The following is a 24615-nucleotide window of genomic DNA, read 5'->3' as shown; positions in this document are numbered from 1 at the left end:
CCGCAGCGGTGCTGGCCGCGCGGTCTTTTATTTTTACGGTGTAGACTGATTGGGGGCGTTACCGTACCACGCACATCGGCTGTCCTGATACGGGTTCGGCGTGGATCTCTGCATCAATGCTGAACACCTGCTGTAGTAATGCCGGCGTCATGACCTCGTGCGGCGATCCCTGCGCTATCACGCGCCCACCCGCCAGCATTACCAGATGATCGCAGTAGCGGCTGGCCTGATTCAGATCGTGCAGGACGGTTACGACCGTTTTGCCAGCCTGATTGAGTTCACGCAGTAGTTTCATTAACTCAACCTGATGATTGATATCGAGGTAGGTGGTCGGTTCATCGAGCAGGACGACAGGGGTATCCTGTGCCAGCAGCATTGCCAGAAATGCCCGCTGACGTTGTCCCCCGGACAAATCGGTTAATCGTTTGTCGGCGAGGTCGACGATGTGCGTTTTCTCCATCGCACGCTGTACGCGCTGGCGATCGTCCTGTGATAGTCGTCCCCATAGCGATAGCCAGGGGCTACGCCCATAGGCTACCAGGTCACGCACGGTGATCCCTTCTGGCGTCAAGTGCTGCTGCGGCAATAGCGCCAGATGGCGCGAGAGCTGGCGGGCAGAGAATGCAGAGAGTGGTTTGCCGTTGAGTTCAATCGCACCGGATTCTGGGGTAAGCAGTTTGGCGAAGCACTTCAACAGCGTTGATTTGCCGCAGCCGTTGGGGCCGAGCAGGGCGGTAATTTTTCCGGCGGGTAACGACAGTGACAGTTCGTCAAGAATGCGTTTGTCGCCATAGCCCGCCGTCAGGTTTTGTGTTGTCAGTTCCATTTAGCGCATTCTCACAAGAAGCCAAAAAAACCAGGGGGCGCCGATAATGGCAGTGAGTACCCCAGCGGGTAATTCCATCGGCGGGTTTATCGTGCGTGCCAGCAGATCGGCAAGCAGCAGGACCAGTGCACCAGCAATAGCAGAAGCTGGGAGGAGCCAGCGGTGCCGTCCTCCCACTAAGTAGCGAATGAGATGTGGCACCACGAGGCTGATAAAGCCGATGGGGCCGCAAACGGCCACGCTGGTTGCGGCGAGCGCGACGGCGAGCGCCAGTCCCCAGAACTGGATGCGCCTGATGTTGACGCCCAGCGTACTGGCGCGATCGTCGCCCAGTGCCAGAAGATCCAGATCGCGGCAAAATCGCAGGCTGAGCGGAATCAGCACGCAGAGGACAGGCAACGCGACCATGACGAATGACCAGTCGCGCCCCCACAGGCTGCCCGTCAGCCACAACAGCGCGTTGTTGATATCCTGCGGTCGCGAGAGAATCAGGTAATCGGTGACACTTGCCCAAGTGGCGGACAGCGCGACGCCGATAAGCGCCAGCCGCATCGGGGATGACGCTCCCGCGATCAGTCTCAGCAGCAGTAGCCCAGCGATGCCACCGATGAACGCGAGAAGCGGTAGCCAAATCACCGGCAGTGCAGGTACCAGCATCAGTACGCTGACGGTCGTCAGACTCGCCGCGTGGTTCACTCCGAGAATATCCGGTGATGCCAGCGGGTTACGCACAATGCCTTGCACCAGCACACCGGAAATGGCTAGCGCCGCGCCGACAAACAGCGCCAGCAGCACACGTGGCAGGCGATACTGCGTCAGCACATAATGATGTTCGTTGGCGCTGTGCCAGCCGCTCATCAGCGCCGACCACGGCAGCGGAATGGCTCCCAGGCGCAGCGACAGAATGCTGATCGTCAGTAGCAGCAGTGTGATTGAAATAAACACAATAATGGGGCGCATTATCCTCGCCTCCTTGCCAACCAGACGAAACAGGGGGCGCCGATGAGCGCCAGTACTGCGCCGGCTGGCAGCTCGCCCGGCCAGGCGAGTGCGCGGGCGAGCAGATCGGCCAGTAACATAAACGCTGCGCCCATCAACATGCTCATAGGGAGCAGTTTTCTCTGATCGTAACCGATCCAGAAACGCGCCAGATGCGGTATCAACAGGCCGATAAACGCGACCGGACCGGCCACACTCACGCAGGCGCCCACTAAAAGCAGTACTGCCAGATTGAGGATGAGGCGCAGCCGACCTAAGTTGACGCCCAGCGTATGGGCGCTGACATCACCGATATTCAGCAGATTAAGCTGGTTAGCCATCAACAGAACAACGGGCGTGACGGTAATGACAAACGGGAAGAGTTGCCAGAATTCCACCCAGCGCGCGTGCGATACGCCCCCCGCCAGCCAGTAAAAAATGCCATAGGCGTGATCTTCCGCCAGCAGGAGCGTGATCCGCGTTAAGGCCATACACAGGGCGGAAAGCGCAACACCCGCCAGAATCAGCCGATTACGGTCGAGCGTTTGTCGCCAGCCGCCGCCAGCAGCCATGACGACCAGCCAGCACAGGCCGCCACCGCCAGCGGCAACAAAGGCGATAGGATAACCGGAAAGTGAAGAACTGAAGGCGCTGGTCAGTGCCATCGCCAACGCTGCGCCGCTATTAATGCCGAGCAGAGAAGGTGAGGCCAGAGGATTATGAGTCAGGGTTTGGAGCAGAGCGCCGGACAGTGCCAGGCTGGCGCCGATCAGAATGGCAACCAGACTGCGTGGCAGACGCAAGTTGAGCACTAGCGCCTCTGGAAGCGAAGAAGGCGAGCCAGTTATCAGCGCCTTGACGGCGCTCAATGCGGGAATGGGGATCGCGGAATAACAGAACAGGCTGAGCCAGAACACGCCCAGCAGTGCCGCTATCGGCAATCCCCAACGCCAGAACGGATGAAAATCTTGCCTCATTGCTCGCTGCTGACGCTAACGGGCTGATGCTTAAAAATCTTCACCGTGTCGCTGCCGATGCGTTCCGCAGCAAAAATACCGCGCATCCGCGCCCAGGCGTTACTGTCTACGGCGGCAATCTGTTGTTTTTTCTGGGCTTCCAGCATGTTCCAGAGCGCATCCTGCTGCCAGCGTTTAACGATACTTTCTTCGCGGTAGTGCGTCACTATCAGCCACTGCGGGTTAATCGCCAACAGCTGTTCCAGATTGATGGAGGCCATTGGTGCATTATTAATCGGTTTAGGCACGCTCAGGCCGAGTGCGGCCAGCACGCTGCCAGTGTAAGCCTCGCTGGAGTACAAGTTAAACTGCTGCTCGCGCGAAGTACCGAAGGCGACACTTGTCCCTTTGGGAAGCTGGTTGGCGTAGGCTTTCATGGTTTCGCGGTGTTGGGTGAGGCGAGCCTGCATCGCGCTGTCTTTCCCCAGCACTTTGCCGATGATCTCCGCAGAGTGCAGGTTCTCTTCATAGGTTTCGTTACGCGATTTCAGCAGTAGCACGGGCGCAATCGCCTTCAGCGCCGTGTAAATACCGCTATGACGGCTACTGTCAGCGATAATTAAATCAGGCTTCAGCGCGCTGATGGCTTCCAGACTCGGCTGTGCGCGTGTTCCTACGGAATGCCAGGGTTTTAGGTGCTCACGGACTTCGGCCAAAATCCGGTCTGGATCGTTGTCATCGGCGATGCCGACCGGGCTGACGTCTATTGCTGCCAATGCATCGGCAAAAGACAGTTCCAGCACCACAATGCGCTGAGGCGGTGTATCTAGCGTAAAGGAACCTTGCTCATCCTGCACCGTGACGGCATTGGCACGGCCCAGTCCGAACAGACAAAGTGTTGCAATCAGGGCAACGCGAATCAGAGCAAACATAGCGTAACTCCATTAATAGTGAAGCTGGTTTTTTCCCAGCAAAGAGATCGGGGCAGTATTTCGGTGCCCTTTGAATGTAGGAAGCACGGAGTGGTCCGTATTACGGTTTTTATTGGTGAGATGTTGTTCGCGCCAGTGTTGTTCTGTAGTAATGCGAGCGCTAAACCAACAGAGAGAGGAGGTGTAGTCAGACATAAAAAACAGCTATCAATGGCTAAAAGTAGTAATGGGGCGTTATGTTAATATGATAATGGTTTTCATTACAATTAAATCGCAAGGCGATATCGACAGGAAAAAAACAATAGAAAGCAACTAACTGTTTTTTAAAGAAAAGGGAAGGAAAGTAACGATATCGCCTTTGCCCGGGGTGAGTGGTGGGGTGACAGTTACTGAGGTCTTAAAATCAGAATTATTTAGGATATGGCTAGATAGTGGGTAAGGGTTGTGTGCTATGTTGGATTTCTCATGATGATGACGCGTCTCCTCTATGAAAAAAAGCCTGTTAGCCTATTTTCAAACGCTCTATTTTAAGCGCGGTTTTTTCCTGATTTTTTCTGCTTTTTTTTGTCTTTTTGCCGCTATCTGCGCGCTGGTTCTTTTGGTGTATGCGGCTGTGACGTTAAGACAGTTTGAGCATGATGTGGAGAGTTTTTCTGATGTTGCCGTCGGGCATGCTGAAGAAATAATGGCGCAGGCGACCAGAGTGCTGGATGTGTTTGATAAAAACACGTTTCGTTCGTGCTCAAGTGAACATATGGAGCTACTCAGACGTGCCTCTTACTCCAATGATTATGTACAGGATGTGATTTATATTGAGGACAATCAACCCCGTTGTTCTTTGATGATAAGTGATATAAACCGTTCCCCACTACTTTCGCCGGATCTTATTTATAAGAATAAGTACCAGGTTTGGTATAACGCGGATAACACACTTAACAGATATCGCCGGATGATTTATGTCGGGTTGTCGAATTACCTCATCGTCCTCAATCCGAATTCTTTTATGAACATTCCCTCTTATAGCCACAATATAAAATATGCTTTTGTTGAAAAAGATAACGGAATGGTCATCATATCGAATGAGCACCCTTCGAACATCGCTTTAATTCTTTTTGGCCAGTCTCCCGCAACAGAACGATTTTACCACAGCAATAAATATTTTCGTTTGAAGCCGATGCCAAATGGTAACATTGTATTAGTGGTTAACGCTGATGAGCCTAAAGCTTATCGTTTTGCTTTTATGTTATTCCTCTATTTTCTTCCCATTTTTACAGGGCTCTCTCTACTTCTGGCGGGACTTATCTCCAGAACATCGCAGGCAATTCAAAATCCTTACCATCTATTAAATAAGGCACTGGTACAAAAAGAATTTGAATTGCACTATCAGCCGATCATTAAACTGAATACCGCTCAGATCGTGGGATGTGAAGCGTTGATACGCTGGCGTCATTCGGACGGGCAATTAATTTCACCAGATTCTTTTATTCCGATGGCTCGCCAGGTCGGGTTAATGAAAGAGTTAACGCTTTTCGTCATTAATGAGGCGCTACAAACGGCCAGCGTACTGAAGAAAAGCTACCCTGAGATGTTTGTCTCCATCAATCTTGAAGCGGCAGAATTTGAAGATATGTCCGTTTTCAATTATCTCATGGAGCAGATTGCGGTACATAATCTCGCTGGCGCCAATGTGAATGTCGAATTAACCGAATCCTCCATGATAGAACCACAAAAAGCGGCACCGATGGTGGGGCTGTATCAACAAAAAGGCGTTGATGTCGCCATTGATGATTTTGGGACCGGGTATTCCGGGCTGTCGTATCTTGAGCGGGTGAAAGCCAATAAGCTTAAAATCGATAAATCCTTTGTCGGAAACATTAATAACCATTCACCCACCGATATCGTGCTGTCTCATATTGTCAGCATGGCGCACTGTCTGAATCTGCACATTGTTGCCGAAGGGGTTGAGACCCCGATTCAGGAAGCCTATCTGAAAAGCCTTGGCGTCGCTTATGCGCAGGGCTGGCTGTACTCCAAAGCGCTCACGCAAGACACCTTGCTGGCGTTCTTGGCGGCAAGAGGTGAAACGTTATCGGATAGGCAATGAAATCACGATAAAGGCTGCTTCACTATCAAAAATACGCATAAAAGGGTAAAATATAGAAAATATGGCAGTTACCTAATGATATTTATTACTTTTTTATCGTGAATTTTTCAGGAGTTTATCATGCAACAGTTACCTCATTGTCCAAAATGCAGTTCTGAATATACCTGGCAAGAAGGCGAAATGCTTAACTGCCCGGAATGTGGAAATGAGTGGTCCGCAGCAGGCGATGCGGCGGCGCAGGATGACGTTTTAGTGGTAAAAGATGCCAACGGTAATTTGCTGGCAGATGGCGATACGGTCACGGTTATTAAAGACCTGAAAGTAAAAGGCAGTTCGACCCCGCTGAAAATCGGCACCCGCGTGAAGGGCATTCGTCTGGTGGAAGGCGATCACAATATTGATTGTAAAATCGACGGTTTCGGTCCGATGAAGCTGAAATCCGAGTTTGTGAAGAAAAACTGATTTGGGTGTGATGGCGCGTGCTGGCCTTCCATTCGGTCGGCGCGCGGCACTTTTTCACCTCTGGCTGGTTTTTTCACATCAGACAATCCTTTACCATAGCTGATATTGATTTCTTACCTGGCTATACGGATATCTGATGCGTCATTTGGTTCGTTTTCTCCCTCTGCTCGTCTTGCTCTCGGCTTGTAGCAGTCAGCCTGCTCCCCCTCCCGCAGAAGCGCCTTCAGGTAATCCTTTTAAAGGCGGCTTCCTGCTTGAACCTGCACACAACGTCCATCCGTTAGGCGGCGATTTTGCGACCAACCCGGCTACCGCGCGGTTTGTCGATAAAATGGTGCTGGAACACGGCTTTAATCGCCAGCAACTGCATGATGTGCTGGTCCAGGCAAAGAGTCTGGACTGGGTAATCCGCCTGATGGATAAACAAGCCCCGACTTCGCGTCCGCCTTCAGGGCCGAACGGTGCCTGGAACCGCTACCGTAATCAGTTTATTACGCCAGATAACGTGCAGAACGGCGTGGTGTTCTGGAATCAATATCAGGATGCGTTACAGCGCGCCCAAAACATTTACGGTGTTCCGCCTGAGATCATCGTCGGCATTATTGGCGTTGAAACCCGCTGGGGCAGAGTGATGGGGAAAACGCGCATCATCGATGCATTGGCAACGCTGGCGTTTGATTACCCGCGACGTGCCGATTACTTTGCGGGCGAGCTGGAAACGTTCCTGCTGATGGCGCGTAAAGAAGGCAACGATCCGCTCAGCCTGCGCGGCTCTTACGCGGGTGCGATGGGCTACGGACAGTTTATGCCGTCATCCTTCAAGAATTACGCCGTGGATTTCGACGGCAACGGGCATACCAACCTGTGGGATCCGGTGGATGCGATTGGCAGCGTAGCGAATTACTTCAAAGCGCACGGATGGGTGAAGGGCGCCCCTGTGGCGGTGCAGGCAAACGGTCAGGCGCCACTGCTGGCGAATGGTTTTAATACCCGTTACTCGCTCACTGAACTACAGGCCGCGGGATTAACGCCACAGCATTCGCTGGCGGGATACAGTGAAGCCAGCCTGCTGCGGCTGGATATCGGTACGGGGTACCAATACTGGTACGGCTTGCCGAACTTTTACACCATCACGCGTTACAACCACAGCACACACTATGCGATGGCCGTATGGCAACTGGGTGAGGCCGTAGGCCGCGCGCGCCAAGGACAGAGTTACTAAGATATCTGCTGTTTGGTGTTGGTAGCCCCATTCGCCGGGTCTGTCTCTTACATAATGCAGGGACGTAAGTGGGGTTGGCCGTTATCCGGCATAAGAAATTATGCAGCGGTGAGCGTGACCGCCGAGTGAGCGGCATGGATGCCGCGAAAGCCAGTGCCGCGTCGGGAACGCGTCACTGGTGGCTCGATTAGCGGTCATGAACACCGATGGCATCGCGCAGCGACATAATTTAGCCGGAAGCCAGGGTTCGCAGGGCGGCGGCGACTGAGCGCCCTGCGTCGGGCGCGTGCTACGAGGTAGCATGAGAATAGCGCTATTGTGGCGCACGAAACGGTCTCTGAGCCTGCATATGCATTATGCATAAATATGTGACTCCAAGACTCTCAATCCTTCCTTTACCTCCAATTTTCCCTGAATCACCCTCAATACAATCCGCATCGACACCAACAGCCGTCTCATTGGAATATTCATACGTAGGGATCTTCCTATGACGTTGCAAACTGAGGCGATGAATGACGACGATGATGGTGGTGTTCCTGCTGGCTGGTGTGGTGAAAGGCGTAATTGGTCTGGGGTTACCGACAATCGCCATGGGGTTGTTAACGCTGGTGATGCCAGCGGCCAGCGCGGCGGGGTTGTTGATTGTTCCGTCACTGGTGACCAACATCTGGCAGCTTGCCTGCGGCCCCGCCTTTCTTAGCCTGATTAAGCGGTTCTGGACGCTGTTTGCCGGGATTATTATCGGGACGCTCTGGAGTGGCCTGCCGACGCTGACTTCGTCATCGTCATGGACGAGCGCGGCGCTCGGCGGCATTTTGGTGGTTTACGGCCTGTGGGGGATTCTGGCAACCACCTTGCCGCAGCCTGGCCGTCATGAAATCTGGCTGTCGCCGTTGGTGGGTTACATCACAGGTGCTATCACGGCGGCAACGGGGGTCTTCGTGATTCCTGCCGTGCCTTACCTGCAATGCCTGCGACTCAATAAAAACGATCTGGTACAGGCGCTGGGGCTGGCGTTTACCGTTTCCACGCTAGGGCTGGCGTTACAATTGATGCAGGGAATCGGGCTACAGGGCATCGACCTCTGGCAGTCGATGCTAGCGCTGATCCCCGCGTTACTGGGCATGATGATGGGACAACGCCTGCGCCACGCGATTAGTGAGCAGGTTTTCCGGCGCTGTTTCTTCATCGGGCTGATAGCGCTGGGTGTATACATGGCCATGCGCGGGCTGCTTTAAGCGGCGTTCTCGGCTGTAATAAACGCCACGAAATCCTGAACATAACCGGGCAGCGCGGAAAACTGACGGGCGCAGACAACCAGATTACGCGTTGCCCAGTCGTCTGCGAGCGGGATCGTGCGGATAGCCAGCCGCTCCATCATGCGCTGCGCCGCATGTCGCGGAAGAATGCCAATGCCGATACCGCTGTGAATCACCTGAGTAACAGCGTCGAAACTGGCAAGGCGCACGCGGTAATTCAGACGTTTCCCCAGCCTTTTGGCGTGCTCGTCGATGTGCTCCTGTAAAGCTGCCCCTTCGCTAAGCCCGATAAATTCGGCGTCGGCAATATCGGAAAAGGTAAGCTGCGATGCGTCAGACCAGAGGCTGGCGCGAGGAACCACCGCGACCAGTTCGTCCTGACGGAACGGGCGCGTTTCCAGCCCGTCGAGCGGTACGGAATCGGCCACAATGCCGAGATCGGCGGTTTGATTGCGAATTGCATTAACAATGTCACGGCTGAGTTTTTCATTCACCGTTACGGATATCTGCGGACAGACCACCAGATAGCGACCCAGCAGGGCGGGTAAATATTCATTCAGCGCCGCAGAGTTGCACAGCAGCGGAATATGGCCGCGCAGCCCTTTACTGTATTGGTGTAATTCACTGCGCATATGTTCTACCTGACGCAGGATGATGTGGGCATGGTGCGCGAGTGAAAATCCCGCGTCAGTGAGTGAAACGCCAGCCTTTGACCGCAGCAGCAGCGGTACGCCAAGTTCCTCTTCCATACCGCGGATACGTTCGCTGGCGGCTTGAACGGTCAGGCTGGACGCTCCTGCGCCACCGGTAATGCTGCCTGCTTTCTGAATATTGAGAAACAGCCGGAGATCGGTTAAATCGAATCGCATAGCGGGAATCTGTCTCGGAGAAGCCGATACCCACTATTATGGTCGCGAGTCAGGGCGACGGCAATCGCCCGGCACGCGACTTACTGAAATTCCACTCTATTTCTGCCTTTTTCCTTGGCCTGATAGAGTGCGGCATCCGCTGCGCTATAGAGCGCATCGAAACGGGTTTTTTGTGGTGCCCAACTAACGCCAAAGCTGGCGGTAACGCGCTGTTGCGGCAGTACGCTGAGCGGCATTCTGTTGAGATCCTGATGAAGGCGGCTGGCGAGCGAGACGGCCTGCATGAGCGTATGTCCTTCGAGCAGAATGGTGAACTCTTCACCACCAACGCGGCCAATGCTGCTTGTGGTATTCAGCACGTTCTGTACGCGTGATACCAGATCGCAAATGACGGCGTCGCCAGTAGGGTGACCGTAGGTATCGTTCACCAGTTTGAAGTGATCGATATCCAGCACGATGAGCGCCGCCTGATTGCGTTCGAGCGCGTGGTTGATGCGTTCAATAATCGCGCCACGATTATACACGCTGGTCAGCGGATCGTGGCTGGCCTTGTACTCCAGTTCGACCGCCAGTTGATTGAGCTGGGCGTTCAAGCGGTTCAGCTCCTTCTCTGCGCGATCGCTGCGTGAAATCAGGCGGTGCGATTCTCGTACCAGCCGCTGGTAGTGGTCGGTTAACGCCAGCAGCGTGTCGCGATAAACTTCAGCAGGTCTTTCCTGCTGGTTAGCGATGTTGCGCGCGGCGAGCAGAATGTCGTATTCCGGTGTAAACAATTCAATTGTGCTCATGGTTATCACTCAAAATCGTGCTGTGAAAGGTCAGGGCAGGGAAGTCGATGTGCAGTTCTTCACCAAATTCTTCCGCAATGTCGTCGTCTTTGTCGTAATACCAATACAGTGCAATCGATAGCGACTGTTCCGCCGCCTGATTAAGCAGGTTGAATAAACTGAACAGCATCTTGGTGCTGGAGCTGTTGAAATAAATCAGGGAGACGTGAATCTCGATGCTCGGCAGTGCCTCATCCGGTGGCATCGTTTCCGCGCAGGTCGTCAACGCGAGCAGATACGCCTCAATCTCTGTAAGCAGCGGACGGTAAAACGCCGCGGCATTCTCAGGATAAGATTCGCCGGAAAGATAAAGACGGTGTGTGTCAAAGTGAAAATCAACGGCCGGGGTACAGGATGTCCCCGAAATATGGAGGTTGCTTAAGGTTGTTATATTTTTCATGTCAAATGATTGCCTTCAGATAAAACGTAGATAGCCCCGTTGATGCGTCGGCCCGAAACGTAAACTGGAGTGGCTCACTGGCATCACGCGCGACGGTTAACAACCCCATATCCGCGCCTTTGCTTGATGACGGGGTTTCATCACGCAGAGAGGCCTTGTACGCGAGTCGGATTTCATCAAGCGTCATGCCACGCAGCGGCTCAAGGCGTCCCCGCAGCGTCTCGACATCGTCGGGGTGTATCGGGTTAGCGCACAGCAGGAAGTATTTGCCATTTTCGTAACCCAGACAGACGGAGCCATGACGGACCTCGACGGGTTGATCGAGCGCCGTTAGCGGGGCGGCGGAATAGCGGGTAATGTTCTGCACCATTTCGACGAAGGTAGAGAACAGTCGACGGCGGATACCGGCAGGAAGCTGCTTTTTCTCCAGCTGTAGCCGCATGGTTTCAGCCAGTGAACTGATGATGTTTTGTGAAAAATAGCCCACGTAATACAGCGTGATGTCATGCTGGTGCGAGGGCGAAAAAAATTCAGTGTATTTGATGTTTGGCATCATTCTGCCTGCCTGATTAAACAAAAGTCGAACAATGTCGGAAGCCCCAAAAAGTTAAATCGTCTCGTCGGGTCTGATCGCCCTGGTAGATCTTGTGTGCCGACAGAAGCTGGTTAGCCAGTTCACGCATCGGCTGGTGTTGATAGTGCTGGAGATGCTCCTGTAGCCGGCGTTTTCCAAACATAATCCTGCGTTCTCCGCCGATTTGGTCCGTCAATCCGTCCGTGGTGGTAAAAAACATATCGTTATCATGGAGCGGCAATTCATAGCTCGACCACTGGTAGTCATAAGGCGTTTCGGTATAACCGATTCCCATTCGATCGCACTGGAGTGGCGTCAGCTGTCCGTTCTGGCGTTGCAGCATGAAGGCTGGCATCCTCGCGCCGGCAAACGTCAGCGTATTGCGCGTCATATCGCAGAACACCAGCATGGCGTCGCAGCCGTCGTTAGAGCTAGAGAGCTGGCGCGTTTCGTCACGCTGCCCCAGCGTATCTTTAATATGGCGGTTGATTGCCTGTAATAGCTGCGCTGGCAGCATCGGACCGTGTTGTGTCAGCGCCTGCTCTAATGCGGAAGAGAAAATCAGCGTCATAAATGCGCCGGGCACGCCGTGTCCGGTACAGTCTGCGACGGCAGCAAACCAGCCGTTCTGGTAGGTTTTAAAGGCATAGCAGTCGCCGCCGACACAGTCTCGCGGTTCCCAGGCTAAACACCAGTCGGCAAGCGTGCGGGACATCGCCTGCGTTGATGTCGTCAGCATCGCGGCCTGAATCACACTGGCATATTCGATGCTCTGCATAATCTGCTGATGCTGGCGCAGGTGCATATCGGAGACGGCCTTGATCAAATCGATGCCCAGTCCGATACCGATATAACGCCCATTCTCGGTGATCATAAAGCCATCCGTCAGCGATTTATCACCGGTGATCACCGTTTGATCGGCAACGTCGTTTAACGACGCCAGCGCATCAACAATCAGCGGATTTTTATCCATAAACGCGATGCAGCTCTTTTTATCGTACAGTTCGCGATAAAAAGGCCGCGACATCTGTGAGAGAAAAATGTGGCGGTTGATTAAGCCAAAAGGGCGTCCATCCTCAACGACAGGCAGGCTGACCCACTCTTTATTTTTACTGAATAACTGCAATACGGTGGCGTTGTCGGTGTTAGGAGAAACGTCCGGCAAGGGAATGCAAAGATCTCGCGCCACCGGTGTACCCCGGAGGAGCGGTCGGGCGCAAGGAACGGGCATGGCGATCATGGCTAATCTTTGGGCGGATTTGTCTTTAAGTCAAAATACCCGACCTTGATGACCAAATGATGACAACTCCCGTCATACTTCGAGCCGCAGATGCGTTGGCAATACTCGGCTCATCTTTGAGCCTCGACCTAAAGGGCCACCGCAAGCGGCGTTTAAATCGGCTAAGCCGATTTGTCCTTACTCACCCCAGTCACTTACTGGTGTAAGCTCCTGGGGATTAATGAACCTCATAAATGAGGTTCCCCCTTCGGGCTAGCGCTAGCGCTGTTCAAATCGGTTTAAAACCGATTTGTCGCGCGGTTGCCGCGTTACGAGGCGCATAAATGAGCCTCGCCCTAAAGGGTCAACACTTCGTGTTGTTCAAAACGATAACGTTTTGTCCTGCAACTCGAATTATTTAGGGAGACACCTGTGCTATTGCGCGTCCAATACGTTGGCCATGATCTGATTTTGCCAGTCGAAATAGGGGTTAAAGGTCAGGCGCACGTGGGTTTTGCCGTTTTCCACGTATCCCCAGTCGGAATACCACAGTGTACTGCGATCCGCACAGGCCGCCAGGTCGCTATTGGTTTGTCCATTAGCGCAAATGACAATCGCACCGGTTTTGCCGTATTCCTTATTGTCTGGCGAAAACAGGAGCGACATGTGCGAGAACTGGCTGATGCGCCAGTCTGGCAGCGAACCCGTACGCACCAAAACGCGCGAGGAGTGGACACCGGCAGGGCGATCACCATACCAGATCAGTCGGCTGCGCGGGTGGGTAAACTGGGTATCGAACATATTGACAATATAGGCCGTATCGACGACGGAATCATGCTCTGCCAGCACGATTAATACCGGTTTGTCATAAGGCTTTTTGGCGAGCTGTGAACGAACACCGCTACTGGAATAATAATATTGGGCGAAGCCGTTGGTCGGCACGCGCATATAGCGGGTTGCTAACTGCTGTGGGTAGCCGGGGCGAGGCGGCATCAGCCAGTCGGTAAACACCGACAGCAGCGGCGTCATGAAGTCATATTTTTCATTGGATTTAATCGCGGGCGAAAACAGCACCAGCCCTTTGATTTCAGGGTGTTGCAACGCGTATTCCAGCACCAGATTGCCACCGGTGGAAAAGCCGCCCAGATAGACCTCATCGACTTCTTTACTGAGAATAGCGGCCTGCTCGGCGACGACTTCGCGCCAGTCATCGACGGTGACGTGCAGCAGATCGGATGGCTGGGTGCCATGCCCCGGTAGCAGCACGGTTCTGACCAGAAATCCCTGTTTGACCAATTGCGGCGTGACGTCAATGAATGAGCCGGGTGAATCTCCCAGCCCGTGCACCAGCAAAATCGCTTTATGCGGCTGACCCGCAGGGCGCGTTTCGCTGGGGGTGTTCCAGCGTAATTCCAGCTGTTTATCCGTGGTTTGGAAGGCGCGGTGTTGTTCTACCCAACGCGTCGTGTCTTGCTGATAACGCTCGAATGACGCTTGTCCTAATGGTGTGATATCACGCGGATTGCTATTGCACCCCACAATAAAAAGCACACCGATCAGAGCGAACAGGCTCGCCATCACCTGCTTCCAGGTGGTCCACGAAACGAACCGGAATACGTTTATTGTCATTTATGCTCCTTGCCGATTGGGCAACATCAACCTGATCGCGAACGGGGTAATGGCGTTTCGACAACACTATATCTGAAATTATTTCGCGTGCAGATTGCTCAACGTGCGGCGTAGTGGGGCTTCATGTTATACTTCAGACAAATTGGGCATTTTTCTGTCTTTTGGTCAGGCCAATATTGCGATGGCCGATGTTGAATAAAGGGATGGCGGTATGCGTTTATATCAGCAGATTGGCGACAATCTTCGCGCGGAAATTCTGAAGGGCAACTATCAGATTGGCGATCGCTTGCCTCCCGAGCGTGATATTGCTGAAACCTATAACGTCAGCCGTAGCGTGGTGCGTGAAGCGCTGATCATGCTGGAGCTGGAAAAGCTGATCGAGGTGCGTAAAGGTTCTGGCGTTTATGTCATGCAACTGCCGACCACGCAGGGAAAGGAGGGTGTAGTGGACAGCGGCTATGGCCCCTTTGAGTTGATGCAGGCGCGTCAACTGCTGGAGGGCGAAGTTGCTGCGTTTGCCGCCATGCAGGCGACCAAAAGCGACATCGTGAAAATGCGGCAGGCCATTGAACAAGAAAGGGCGTCGCTTGAGAACGGCAGCGTGGATGAAAGCGCCGATGAACAATTCCATTGCCTGCTGGCGCAGTCTACCCAAAACAGCGTCTTAGCCAACATGGTGTATGAGGTGTGGCAGGCGCGTAAACGCAGCCCGATGTGGCAGGGCATCCACTCCCATACCGAAGATTTCAGCTATCAGCGCCAGTGGCTGGACGATCATGAGCAGATCCTGCGCGCCGTGTCTCGTCGTGATGTAAATATGGCGCGTCAGGCGATGTGGCAGCATCTGGAGAACGTAAAAATCAAACTGCTGGAAATCTCGAACGTGGACGATCCGGCGTTCGATGGTTACCTGTTCGAGTCCGTTCCCTCCCGTCTGGAATCCTGATTCCCCCGATATTTCCTTTCTGCGTACACTTGCTCTCCTGCATCACATCGGTGCACGGAGAGAGAGATATCAGACCAAAAAATCAATTTCCTTATTTTATCTTCACATTTATAGCTTTTTTTACAGGTATTAGGCCAAAAAACGGTTTTTTTGTGTAATTGGTCAATCAATTTGTGTGTTTCGTTTGACACTTTGTTCTGGTGAGGTAGGCTTTTCCTCATTATTGATGAAACAACTATCTTGGCGAAAAAGGTAACTCGGTATGGAACAAACCTGGCGTTGGTACGGCCCGAACGATCCTGTCTCACTGGATGATGTTCGGCAGGCGGGAGCGACCGGCGTGGTGACGGCGCTGCACCACATCCCCAATGGCGAAATCTGGTCGATTGAGGAGATTGAAAAGCGCAAAGCCGAATTGAAGGCGAAGGGGCTAGTGTGGTCGGTGGTGGAAAGCGTACCGGTTCATGAAGAGATCAAAACCCAGACGGGGAATTATCAGCAGCATATTGCCAATTACCAGCAATCGCTGCGCAACCTGGCGCAGTGCGGGATTGATACCGTGTGCTATAACTTCATGCCTGTATTGGACTGGACGCGAACCGATCTGGAGTATGTTCTGCCGGATGGTTCAAAAGCGCTGCGTTTCGATCATATTGCCTTTGCGGCTTTTGAGCTGCACATCCTAAAACGCCACGGTGCCGAAAAAGATTACACGGCAGATGAACAGGCACAGGCTGCCGATTACTTCCGAACGATGAGTGAAGAAGAGATTGCGCGTCTGACGGGGAATATTATCGCGGGTCTGCCGGGGTCTGAAGAGGGCTATACGCTGGAGCAATTCCGTAGCCGTCTGGCAGAGTATGATGGCATCGACCATGCCAAACTGCGTGAGCATCTTGGGCATTTCCTGCGTGAGATTGTGCCTGTTGCGGAAGCGGCAGGTATTCGCCTTGCAATTCACCCTGACGATCCGCCGCGTCCAATCCTTGGGCTACCGCGGGTGATGTCCACCATTGACGACATGCGCTGGCTGAAACAGACGGTCGATAGCCTGCATAACGGCTTTACCTTCTGTACAGGTTCTTACGGCGTACGGGCCGATAACGATTTGGTTACGATGCTGGAAACGTTTGCCGATCGCGTGCATTTCACTCATCTGCGTGCGACCTGTCGCGAAGACAATCCCAATTCCTTCCACGAAGGAGCGCATTTGCAAGGGGATGTGGATATGGTGGCGATCATTAATGCCATTCTGGCGGAGGAGCTACGTCGTCAGAAGGCGGGCGATCGCCGTCCGATCCCGATGCGTCCGGATCACGGGCACCAAATGCTGGACGATCTGAAGAAGAAAACCAATCCCGGCTACTCGGCCATTGGTCGTCTGAAAGGGCTGGCGGAGTTGCGTGGTGTTGAACTGGCGCTGAAGCGCACGCTGTTTACCGAATTGCAGCAAGGGCAATGAAATAGAACAGACCGTGCTTGAATAAGCACGGTCTGTTGAGGACTGATGCGTCAGAACCCCAGAGGATATAGCAACTTAGACGTGAACTTTGCTGGCAGAATTACAGAGCTTTAACGTTTGAACGGCTGACTTTGCAGTTCTTGGTATCCCAGAATTCACCGTGTTTAGGAGAGTTACCTTTGCCTTTTTCTACACCGGTAAACTCTTCACATACAGGCGGTTTGCCTTCTTTGTAGTTTTTAATACGCAGATCGCGGATTTCAGCGACATCACCAAAGTTACGGTTTACGCCCGCGATGCTATCAATGGTGCCGTTAACGGTTGCGCTAATAATGGTGAGGTTGCGTGGACCGCCGTTGTTGGTGCAGTCACCGCAAGAACGCCACAGTTTGCCGTGTTGACCCGTCAGAGTGAAGTTGCCCTGTACGATAGTGTGGCTGTTTTTGGCATTCTGTTGCAGTACTTTGTCCGGCTTGCCGCCAGGGCCATTGGTGGTGTTATGTGCGACACCGCCGACGATGGTCAGGGTTTTGCCGTTGTTGGTCGCCGCATCTTCACAGATATCTTCCCAGATTACGTTTTCGATACGGCAGTTGCCTGATTTACAGTGGATACCGTCAGAACCGCCTTTTTCGGAGATGCGCAGGTTTTTAATGGTGGCATTTTCCAGCGTGATAACGGGAGGTTGCTTATCACTGTCGCCCTTACAGCTCAGACCCAGAGTAATTCCCCCGCAGTCGACGGTTTTATCTTTAATTACCGCTCCCGCTTTACATTCTGAACTGGCTGCTTTAAGTGAAGCAGCGCGCAGTGGTGCTGGCTCCAGGCTTGGGTTGGTCGGTGCCGCGTTGGACTTCAGTACATTATTATTGCCGCTAACGGTATCCACCCAATACCAATAATCCGACTTTGGATTGGCGGTTAAATCGGTAAAGGTTCTGTCGGTGGAATTGAGCTCTGCAATTTTTTCGCTGCTCGCCTGATTATTACTGGTGCTGCGATACACATCCTGGCGAACAAGGTTGCCTGCATCGGTAGACCAGCTTAAATAGGTGGCATTATCTTTTTTCAGCAGCATCAGCATGGTGTCATCAGCTTGAGCCTGAAAAGAAAAAGCAGCAGTACATAAAAATATCGGTGTTAAATACTTAAACATGTGTTTTTCCTTGTAAATTAAACGGATATTTTTTCTCTTCATTTATTCTAAATAAAGAGGGAGTCCTTGCGCATCGAAAAGGATTATATAGCAGAGAATTTGAAATGAATAATGATTCGTCAGAATTGTTGAGATTAATCAGATTATTTAATTTACTCTGTGATTATTTTATATTTAATTTTATCTTTTGTTTATTATATTTTATTTAATTATTTGTTATGAACTAATAAATATTCGGAAGGTTCTTATTAAAGAAATAAGAAAAGTGAATGGCTTGAAGAGATAAAAATCTTACCACTCCCCCTTTACTGCTCGTGACAGGATTCGGTTTCTTTCCACGTTCTGTTGATACTTCATTTAATTTTCTGGTGATAATTTAATCACGCATAAAACAGAATGCCTTTTCTAAAAAATAGACAACTTTTTATGTAAATGGACTTTTTATTAATCTACATATGCATGTTCGACAATTTTTAGTTTCTATAAAGGCGTTTTATTTTTCCTATTAACCCAAAGGAAAATGGAATTCCTTTTTAGTCACGATAACGTTGCGGATATCTACACCCTAAATAATTCGAGTTGCGGGTAGGCGGCAATCGCACGAGTCCCCAAGAGCTTACACCGGTAAGTGACTGGGGTGAGTAAGAGAAGCCAACGCACCTGCGGCTTGAAGTATGACGGGAATATAAGGGAAGGTTTGACATGGAATATCAATCAGGTAAGCGAGTTTTATCACTATCACTGGGTCTTATCGGTCTGTTCAGCGCATCGGCATTTGCTTCTGACTCACGAACAGTGAGCGAGCCGAAAGCACCGTCCTCCTGTACGGTACTGAAAGCGGACAGCAGCACGGCCACCAGCGCCATTCAAAAAGCGTTGAATAACTGCGGACAAGGCAAAGCGGTCAGGCTGAGCACGGGGAGTTCCTCCGTCTTTCTGAGCGGTCCACTTTCTCTGCCTTCGGGCGTCAGCTTATTAATCGATAGCGGGGTGACGCTACGAGCTGTGAATAACGCCAAGTCTTTTGAGAATGCGGCGTCATCTTGTGGCGTAGTGGATAACAACGGTAAAGGTTGTAATGCATTTATTACCGCCACGAGTACGACGAACAGCGGAATCTATGGGCCGGGCATCATTGATGGGCAAGGGGGCGTGAAGCTTCAGGATAAAAAGGTGAGCTGGTGGGATCTGGCTGCTGACGCCAAAGTGAAAAAGCTAAAACAGAATACCCCGCGGCTGATTCAGATTAATAAGAGTAAGAATTTCACACTGTATAACGTCTCTCTCATTAACTCCCCTAACTTCCACGTCGTGTTCAGCGATGGTGATGGTTTCACCGCGTGGAAAACCACGATCAAAACCCCGTCCACCGCGAGAAACACCGACGGTATCGATCCGATGTCATCAAAAAACATCACGATTGCCCACAGCAATATTTCGACGGGTGACGATAACGTGGCGATCAAAGCCTATAAAGGCCGTGCCGAGACACGCAATATTTCCATTTTGCATAATGAATTCGGAACGGGTCACGGTATGTCGATCGGCAGCGAAACGATGGGGGTTTACAATGTCACCATCGATGATCTGAACATGAATGGCACCACGAATGGCTTGCGCATTAAGAGTGACAAATCGGCTGCCGGGGTGGTCAACGGCATTCGGTATAGCAATGTGGTCATGAAGAATGTGGCGAAGCCGATTGTGATTGATACGGTATATGAGAAGAAAGAGGGAAGTAATGTGCCTGACTGGAGCGACATTACGTTTAAAGATATTACCTCCCAAACCAAAGGTGTGGTTGTGCTGAACGGCGAGAACGCGAAAAAGCCGATCGAAGTGACGATGAAGAACGTCAAACTGACGAGCGATAGCACATGGCAAATCAAGAACGTCACTGTTAAGAAGTAGTGTGATCACTACGTTGTTTTGTCATTACAGCGCCGCACGGGAAACCGGCGGCGCTGTTTTTTGTCAATAACGCTCGTTCTACCATGCGTGAGTTTAACGTTCACGCAGCGCTTCATTGACCTTGTTCAACGGCTTAATCAGATAGTCCAGCACGCTCTTCTGGCCAGTTTTTATCTCCACGCTGGCGACCATACCGGGCACGATGGGGAATTTCTCCCCGACTTTATTGGTCAGCTCCGCCTGCGTGGTGCGCACATAGACCCGATAATAAAACTGATCGCGCCTGACTTCGTCCTGAAGGGTATCGGGCGATACGCTTTCGACTTCACCGGTTAAGTTGCCGTAGATGGAGGAATCATAAGCGGTGATTTTTACCGTGGCAGGCAAACCCGGCCGGATATAGGCAATATCACGCGGGTTGATGCGCGTTTCGATCAGCAACTGATCTTCCAGCGGTACGATTTCCATCAGCTTTCCGCCCGGTTGCAGCACGCCGCCAACGGTCGTTACCTGAATGTCTTTCACAATCCCGCGTACTGGTGACGTAATGGTGGCACGCTTGAGCTGGTCGGCTTTCCCGCTGACCACTTCCATTTGTGCTTCCAGATCGGCGTTGTTCTTGACCTGTTCTTCACGCGCCCGTACGGCGTATTGGTTGCGGGCTTCATCGATTTTGCCGCGGATTTCGCTAATCTGGCGGCGTAACCGAATCACCTCGACGGCGCTGGCGGCACCTCGCTGCACCAGCGGCTCTGTCATCCGCAGTTCTTGCTCCACCAGCCGCATCGATTGTTGCAGATTGGCGACCGTTTCATCGCGATTACGCAAGCGTGATTCATAAAGCTGGCGCTCGCGTGCAGCCAGCGCCGGTTCCTTCAGGGTTTCCGCGCTGAATTTGAGCGGTTCACCGCTGAGCTCGGCGTGCAGACGTTCGGCGGACGCCCGCAGCGTCTGCACGCGGGAGAAGGCTTCACCGTAGACCGACTGGAAGCGGTTGACGTCCAACTGCGCCAGCACCTGACCTTTCTCGACGACATTGCCCTGCTGCACATACAGTTGGCCGATGATCCCGCCGTCCAGGCTTTCAATCACCTGCGCGCGGGTCGACGGTGTCACTTTGCCGCTCCCGACCGAGACTTCATCCAGCACGGCGAAGGTGGCCCAGATAAAAAACACGACCAGCCCCAGCAGGCTGAGCCAGATAATGACGGAGACGCGCCGCCCCTGACGTTTCAGGTCATCATGGATAGTGATGCTACTCATTGTGCTCCCCTTACGCCACGCTCTGTGCGCTGTCTGCCGGTTTACTGACGGCCTTCAAAATCTGGTCACGTGGGCCATCTGCCACGATGCGCCCGCCATCCATCACGACCACGCGGTCAACCAGCTTGAGCAGCGCCGGGCGGTGTGTCACCAGCACCAGCGTGCGCCCCGTGAGCCAACTGCTTAACTGGTGGATAACGTGGCTTTCCAACTGTTCGTCCATCGAGGCGGTGGGTTCATCCAGCAGGACGATCTGGGGATTACGTAACAGCATCCTGCTGAGCAGAATCATCTGCCGCTGCCCGCCGGACAAACCGCGTCCACCTTCATGAATGATGCGATCCAGACTGGAAGCATCCTGTTGGATCAGGCTGAGCGCGCCGCTAATACGCAGCGCCTGCAACAGCTCCTGCTCGGTCGCGTGCGGGTTGCCGAGCATCAGGTTTTGCCGCAGGCTGCCGAAAAACAGTCGCGATTCCTGGGACAGAAAACCTAACTGGCGGCGGACATCCGCCGGATCGATCTGACTGATGTCGACACCATCAATGATGACTTTGCCGCGCGTCGCGGTCGCCTGATTGGCAAGCAGCTTGAGCAGGGTGGATTTACCCGCGCCAACCTTACCGAGCAGAGCCACTTTTTCGCCCGGTTTGATCTCCAGCTTGCCGACCTGCAAGGCAGTATCGCCCTGTTCAGGATCGTAGCTGTATTGCACGTTGTGGAGCTGGAAGTGGCCCTGAAGGATCGGGCAGTGCGCCATTTTGCCCTCTTCCGGCCGATCCAGTGGTTTTTGCAGAATGTCATCCAGCCCGGTCATGGCGGTTTTGGCGTGCTGCCAGCGGGAAAACACCATCGTTAGCTGCATGAGTGGCGCGATGGTGCGTGAGGAAAGCAGACTACAGGCCACAAGCGTACCGGTGGTGATATCGCCCGCTAGCACCAGATAGCTGCCGAACACCAGCATGCCGGCATAGGTGAGCTGTTGGACGGTTGACGCCCAACCGCTGAGCCGTGCGCCCCAGACGCGCTGTTTCATCCCGATGGCGGCGCTGACTTCGTGCGTTTGCTCCCACTGGCGCTGAAAGTAGGGTTCGGCCTGTAACGCTTTGATATCTTCGATCCCTTCGATGGACTCGACCAGCACCGCATTCCGCAACGCGCTTTCGCGCATCCCTTCCTTGGCGAGCTTCGCCATCGGCCATTGCAGCATTAGGCCGGGGATCACAATCAGCGGGATCGCCAGCATGGGGATCAGCACCAGTGGCCCGCCGATCATCGCCATGATGCCGAGAAATAAAAAGACGAACGGCATATCGGCGGCTGCCCCGACGGTGGTGGACGTCAGCAGTTCACGTACCTGATCGATTTCTCGCAGCTGTGAAATAAACGAGCCGGTGGATTTCGGTCTGGCCTCATTTTTGATCGCCAATGCGCGGGCGAACAGCATCCCTGATACGTGCAGATCGATGCTTTTGCCCATCAGATCGGAGACGACGGTGCGTGATAAACGGATGGCGTACTCTAATGCGGCAGCCAGCAGTACGCCGAAAAACAACACCCACAGGGTGGGAATCGACTGCGCTGGGATCACGCGGTCATACACCTGCATGGAGAACAGAATCCCCGCCAGTGCCAGAACGTTACCAACGATAGACGCGAGAGAAATTTCCCCGATCTGCCGTTTTGCACCGCGAAAATGTTGCCAGAACCAGTGCTTGCGATACGGTTTGACGAAATCATCGATGCGGGTATCGCGGCCACGCTCGGCGATGCCGACCAGCACGATAATCCCCTGACTGTGTTTGATGAGTTCCGTCAGTTCGGCTTCGCGTTGAAGGTCGCCCCCGTCATTCAGCCAGTAGGTGGCGATGCCCTCATCATTTAACGACTCAATGACGATGACGCCGCCGTCGTCGGTTTCTGCCAGCACGGGCAAGATCTTGTTGCGCCAGCGGAGCTTCTCCGTGTGTCGCAGGCTGATGCTTAATCCCATCAGATGGCTGATTTGTTCTAGCTGGCGGGCAATGGGCTGCTGTTCGTACCAGCGCATCTGCTGGCGTACCGACTGGATATCGACCACCTGTCCATAGTGGGCGGCGGCGCGGGCCATGGCGGCAATCCAGATTTCAGTTTGGGTTACGTGTGTCATTCACATTCCTGCATGTTCTTATCCGGCAGGTGAGCCGGCTTACAGCGACGGTAACGTCTCGCCAGTGGCTTGATGACGCTCAATACCCAGCATATCCAGCAGATTATCGACGGCCGCGGCATAGTTAACCGCTGCCTCCCAGCCGTCGTATAGCGCGCCGATGCGTGAGGTTTCGGCCTGCAATACGTCTTGTTCAACGCTGAGCAGGTCATTCAGGCTGCGTTTGCTGAGTTTGTATTCATCCTGATAAACGTTGCGGGTGTAGGTTGCGCTGGTGATTTGTTGCTGGCTGGCTTTTTCACGCTGCTGCGCGCCGATGAGGTCGGCATAGGCCGTTGAGGCTTTCTGGTTCATATCCAGCTTTGCCGCTTCGACTTCAGCCTGTGCGGCTTCGCGCGTGCCTGATGCGGCATCAACGCGTGCGCTAACGGCACCGCCCTGATACAGCGGGGCTTCTACAACCAGCTGTAGCTGGTCATCCCAGTAATTACGCCGGTTGGTTTCATAGCGGGTACGGCCTGCCTGCACGGCAATGGTAGGCCAGTGCTGGGCTTCCGCCTGACGAATGCGGTGGCGCGAGGCTTCCTGCTTGGACTGTGCGCTTAATACCGAATTACTCTGCTGGTAAGGGAGCGTCTTGAGCGTAATCTTTTGTTGCAGCAGCGCGCGGGGCAGATCGGGCAGGGTGGTGGGGAGAACGCCAGTCAACACGCTGAGTTGCGCCAGCGAGGAGCGCTCCAGCGCACGATATTGCTCCAGCGTCGCCTTCATGCCCGCGATGCGGGTTTCCGCCTGTAGGATGTCGGATTGCGTACTTAAGCCTGCTTCGGAACGGAGCGTCGCGATGTCTTTGACCTGACTGAGCGACGCGATATTGCGATCTGCTGCCTGACCCAATTCCTGATAGCGTTTGACTTTCAGGTAGGTCAGTAAGGTTTGCTGACCTACCGTGGTCATGACGCCGTAGAGCTGATAGCGATAGGCATCTGAAAGGCTGTGCTGCTCATCAATGCTGCCGCCTGTCTTACCGAAATCATACAGCAGCTGTTTCAGCGTGATGCCAGCGGTGGAGTTGTTGCTCATCGTGCCGCCGGTATCGCTTTGATCGGACTGGCCGACGTTGCCGCTGAGGCCGATTTGTGGGAACCAGGCGCTTTGTGCGACCCGGAGATCGGCGTCGCCGACGCGAATTTGTGCCGAAGCCTGTGCGATTTGTGGGTTGCGTGCAAACGCGCGAAGAATGGCCTGTTTGAGATCCAGGCTATCGACCTGCTGTTCTGTTGGTGCGGCGGACCAGTCAAACGCGACGGTCTGAGCGAGCGTCGGCGGGCTGTAGAGGCTTGCGAAGCTACTGCAGGCGAGCCCGAGGGCCAGTACATAACGCGGTGTGTGATGGCGTAATGTGTGAGTCAAAAAAGCGCGATTGTGTGGAAAAAACATGCCCCTGATAAAAAATGGTGTGTGCATCAAT

General features: G+C 53.2%; 22 protein-coding genes. 8 read left to right on the top strand and 14 right to left on the bottom strand.

The window, feature by feature from the left end:
- Positions 1–58 precede the first annotated feature (58 nt).
- The 4 genes from fecE to AB8809_RS17800 are packed head-to-tail and all read right to left on the bottom strand — an operon-like array spanning position 59 to position 3692.
- Positions 59–826 (bottom strand): Fe(3+) dicitrate ABC transporter ATP-binding protein FecE, encoded by a 768-nt coding sequence (gene fecE, locus AB8809_RS17815; protein WP_012773658.1) that lies wholly within the window; start codon positions 824–826, stop codon positions 59–61.
- Positions 827–1786, bottom strand: coding sequence for a Fe(3+) dicitrate ABC transporter permease subunit FecD (fecD, locus tag AB8809_RS17810; protein ID WP_181829864.1), 960 nt, complete (start codon positions 1784–1786; stop codon positions 827–829).
- Positions 1786–2781 carry an iron-dicitrate ABC transporter permease FecC gene (gene fecC, locus AB8809_RS17805; RefSeq protein WP_181845424.1) on the bottom strand — a complete coding sequence of 332 codons (996 nt, stop codon included), beginning with the start codon at positions 2779–2781 and terminating at the stop codon, positions 1786–1788. The genes fecD and fecC overlap by 1 nt, the downstream gene beginning before the upstream one ends.
- Positions 2778–3692: a Fe(3+) dicitrate ABC transporter substrate-binding protein FecB gene (locus tag AB8809_RS17800; protein ID WP_349855147.1), complete on the bottom strand. Its 915-nt coding sequence runs from the start codon at positions 3690–3692 to the stop codon at positions 2778–2780. The genes fecC and AB8809_RS17800 overlap by 4 nt, the downstream gene beginning before the upstream one ends.
- Before the next feature lie 487 nt (positions 3693–4179).
- On the opposite strand from AB8809_RS17800, the gene AB8809_RS17795 reads away from it, so the two are divergent.
- The 5 genes from AB8809_RS17795 (at position 4180) to AB8809_RS17775 (ending at position 8718) form a co-directional block, all read left to right on the top strand.
- Positions 4180–5796, top strand: coding sequence for an EAL domain-containing protein (locus AB8809_RS17795; protein ID WP_349855145.1), 1617 nt, complete (start codon positions 4180–4182; stop codon positions 5794–5796).
- 120 nt (positions 5797–5916) lie between these two features.
- Positions 5917–6258 (top strand): zinc ribbon domain-containing protein YjdM, encoded by a 342-nt coding sequence (locus AB8809_RS17790; RefSeq protein ID WP_010285776.1) that lies wholly within the window; start codon positions 5917–5919, stop codon positions 6256–6258.
- Positions 6259–6394: 136 nt separating this feature from the next.
- Positions 6395–7480, top strand: a complete 1086-nt coding sequence (mltB, locus tag AB8809_RS17785) for a lytic murein transglycosylase B (protein WP_349855143.1) — start codon at positions 6395–6397, stop codon at positions 7478–7480.
- A 68-nt stretch (positions 7481–7548) separates the two neighbouring features.
- Positions 7549–7671: a hypothetical protein gene (locus AB8809_RS17780; RefSeq protein ID WP_256599569.1), complete on the top strand. Its 123-nt coding sequence runs from the start codon at positions 7549–7551 to the stop codon at positions 7669–7671.
- A gap of 321 nt (positions 7672–7992) precedes the next feature.
- Complete coding sequence (locus AB8809_RS17775) at positions 7993–8718, top strand: sulfite exporter TauE/SafE family protein (protein WP_349855141.1); 726 nt, start codon at positions 7993–7995, stop codon at positions 8716–8718.
- On the opposite strand, the gene AB8809_RS17770 is transcribed toward AB8809_RS17775, so the two are convergent.
- From AB8809_RS17770 to AB8809_RS17745, 6 genes are all read right to left on the bottom strand, one after another.
- Complete coding sequence (locus tag AB8809_RS17770; protein ID WP_256542229.1) at positions 8715–9608, bottom strand: LysR family transcriptional regulator; 894 nt, start codon at positions 9606–9608, stop codon at positions 8715–8717. The genes AB8809_RS17775 and AB8809_RS17770 overlap by 4 nt on opposite strands.
- Before the next feature lie 80 nt (positions 9609–9688).
- Entirely contained in the window at positions 9689–10396 is a 708-nt protein-coding gene (locus AB8809_RS17765; protein ID WP_012773667.1) for a GGDEF domain-containing protein, read from the bottom strand.
- Positions 10383–10835, bottom strand: coding sequence for a DUF1987 domain-containing protein (locus tag AB8809_RS17760; RefSeq protein WP_012773668.1), 453 nt, complete (start codon positions 10833–10835; stop codon positions 10383–10385). Before AB8809_RS17760 ends, AB8809_RS17765 begins: the two co-directional genes overlap by 14 nt.
- 1 nt (position 10836) lies before the next feature.
- Positions 10837–11391, bottom strand: coding sequence for a SiaB family protein kinase (locus AB8809_RS17755; RefSeq protein ID WP_012773669.1), 555 nt, complete (start codon positions 11389–11391; stop codon positions 10837–10839).
- 13 nt (positions 11392–11404) lie between these two features.
- Positions 11405–12649 (bottom strand): SpoIIE family protein phosphatase, encoded by a 1245-nt coding sequence (locus AB8809_RS17750; protein WP_180778253.1) that lies wholly within the window; start codon positions 12647–12649, stop codon positions 11405–11407.
- Between the two features lie 414 nt (positions 12650–13063).
- The gene (locus AB8809_RS17745) at positions 13064–14257 is read right to left on the bottom strand and encodes a carboxylesterase (RefSeq protein ID WP_181845421.1); all 1194 of its coding nucleotides are present in this window, start codon (positions 14255–14257) and stop codon (positions 13064–13066) included.
- Positions 14258–14468: 211 nt separating this feature from the next.
- Here AB8809_RS17745 and AB8809_RS17740 point away from each other — a divergent pair, with 211 nt between their 5' ends.
- Together AB8809_RS17740 and uxuA are read left to right on the top strand one after the other, a co-directional pair.
- Positions 14469–15203: an FCD domain-containing protein gene (locus AB8809_RS17740; protein WP_349855140.1), complete on the top strand. Its 735-nt coding sequence runs from the start codon at positions 14469–14471 to the stop codon at positions 15201–15203.
- Between the two features lie 262 nt (positions 15204–15465).
- Positions 15466–16665, top strand: coding sequence for a mannonate dehydratase (gene uxuA / locus AB8809_RS17735; protein ID WP_349855139.1), 1200 nt, complete (start codon positions 15466–15468; stop codon positions 16663–16665).
- Positions 16666–16765: 100 nt separating this feature from the next.
- Here the strand turns inward: uxuA and pelI are convergent, their stop codons facing one another.
- Positions 16766–17821 (bottom strand): pectate lyase PelI, encoded by a 1056-nt coding sequence (gene pelI / locus AB8809_RS17730; RefSeq protein WP_012773674.1) that lies wholly within the window; start codon positions 17819–17821, stop codon positions 16766–16768.
- Between the two features lie 702 nt (positions 17822–18523).
- Here pelI and AB8809_RS17725 point away from each other — a divergent pair.
- Positions 18524–19732, top strand: a complete 1209-nt coding sequence (locus tag AB8809_RS17725) for a glycosyl hydrolase family 28 protein (protein ID WP_349855138.1) — start codon at positions 18524–18526, stop codon at positions 19730–19732.
- Between the two features lie 93 nt (positions 19733–19825).
- On the opposite strand, the gene AB8809_RS17720 is transcribed toward AB8809_RS17725, so the two are convergent.
- From AB8809_RS17720 to AB8809_RS17710, 3 genes are read right to left on the bottom strand one after another with little or no spacing between them, the layout of a single operon-like run.
- Entirely contained in the window at positions 19826–20995 is a 1170-nt protein-coding gene (locus tag AB8809_RS17720) for an HlyD family type I secretion periplasmic adaptor subunit (RefSeq protein ID WP_181845418.1), read from the bottom strand.
- Positions 20996–21005: 10 nt separating this feature from the next.
- On the bottom strand, positions 21006–23144 hold the full coding sequence (locus AB8809_RS17715; protein ID WP_180778257.1) for a type I secretion system permease/ATPase: 2139 nt from the start codon (positions 23142–23144) through the stop codon (positions 21006–21008).
- A 39-nt stretch (positions 23145–23183) separates the two neighbouring features.
- Positions 23184–24611, bottom strand: coding sequence for a TolC family outer membrane protein (locus AB8809_RS17710; protein WP_012773678.1), 1428 nt, complete (start codon positions 24609–24611; stop codon positions 23184–23186).
- Between the last annotated feature and the right edge of the window lie 4 nt (positions 24612–24615).

It is taken from the genome of Pectobacterium aroidearum, assembly GCF_041228105.1.
Lineage (GTDB): Bacteria > Pseudomonadota > Gammaproteobacteria > Enterobacterales > Enterobacteriaceae > Pectobacterium > Pectobacterium aroidearum.
Note: the sequence above shows the minus strand (reverse complement) of the source record. Positions and strands in the feature narration are given on the sequence as shown.

Bases quoted from the DNA above. Each gene is read 5' to 3' on its own strand.
- fecE (WP_012773658.1), bottom strand. From the start codon at position 826: ATGGAACTGACAACACAAAACCTGACGGCGGGCTATGGCGACAAACGC.
- fecD (WP_181829864.1), bottom strand. From the start codon at position 1,786: ATGCGCCCCATTATTGTGTTTATTTCAATCACACTGCTGCTACTGACG.
- fecC (WP_181845424.1), bottom strand. From the start codon at position 2,781: ATGAGGCAAGATTTTCATCCGTTCTGGCGTTGGGGATTGCCGATAGCG.
- AB8809_RS17800 (WP_349855147.1), bottom strand. From the start codon at position 3,692: ATGTTTGCTCTGATTCGCGTTGCCCTGATTGCAACACTTTGTCTGTTC.
- AB8809_RS17795 (WP_349855145.1), top strand. From the start codon at position 4,180: ATGAAAAAAAGCCTGTTAGCCTATTTTCAAACGCTCTATTTTAAGCGC.
- AB8809_RS17790 (WP_010285776.1), top strand. From the start codon at position 5,917: ATGCAACAGTTACCTCATTGTCCAAAATGCAGTTCTGAATATACCTGG.
- mltB (WP_349855143.1), top strand. From the start codon at position 6,395: ATGCGTCATTTGGTTCGTTTTCTCCCTCTGCTCGTCTTGCTCTCGGCT.
- AB8809_RS17775 (WP_349855141.1), top strand. From the start codon at position 7,993: ATGACGACGATGATGGTGGTGTTCCTGCTGGCTGGTGTGGTGAAAGGC.
- AB8809_RS17770 (WP_256542229.1), bottom strand. From the start codon at position 9,608: ATGCGATTCGATTTAACCGATCTCCGGCTGTTTCTCAATATTCAGAAA.
- AB8809_RS17765 (WP_012773667.1), bottom strand. From the start codon at position 10,396: ATGAGCACAATTGAATTGTTTACACCGGAATACGACATTCTGCTCGCC.
- AB8809_RS17760 (WP_012773668.1), bottom strand. From the start codon at position 10,835: ATGAAAAATATAACAACCTTAAGCAACCTCCATATTTCGGGGACATCC.
- AB8809_RS17755 (WP_012773669.1), bottom strand. From the start codon at position 11,391: ATGATGCCAAACATCAAATACACTGAATTTTTTTCGCCCTCGCACCAG.
- AB8809_RS17750 (WP_180778253.1), bottom strand. From the start codon at position 12,649: ATGATCGCCATGCCCGTTCCTTGCGCCCGACCGCTCCTCCGGGGTACA.
- AB8809_RS17745 (WP_181845421.1), bottom strand. From the start codon at position 14,257: ATGACAATAAACGTATTCCGGTTCGTTTCGTGGACCACCTGGAAGCAG.
- AB8809_RS17740 (WP_349855140.1), top strand. From the start codon at position 14,469: ATGCGTTTATATCAGCAGATTGGCGACAATCTTCGCGCGGAAATTCTG.
- uxuA (WP_349855139.1), top strand. From the start codon at position 15,466: ATGGAACAAACCTGGCGTTGGTACGGCCCGAACGATCCTGTCTCACTG.
- pelI (WP_012773674.1), bottom strand. From the start codon at position 17,821: ATGTTTAAGTATTTAACACCGATATTTTTATGTACTGCTGCTTTTTCT.
- AB8809_RS17725 (WP_349855138.1), top strand. From the start codon at position 18,524: ATGGAATATCAATCAGGTAAGCGAGTTTTATCACTATCACTGGGTCTT.
- AB8809_RS17720 (WP_181845418.1), bottom strand. From the start codon at position 20,995: ATGAGTAGCATCACTATCCATGATGACCTGAAACGTCAGGGGCGGCGC.
- AB8809_RS17715 (WP_180778257.1), bottom strand. From the start codon at position 23,144: ATGACACACGTAACCCAAACTGAAATCTGGATTGCCGCCATGGCCCGC.
- AB8809_RS17710 (WP_012773678.1), bottom strand. From the start codon at position 24,611: ATGCACACACCATTTTTTATCAGGGGCATGTTTTTTCCACACAATCGC.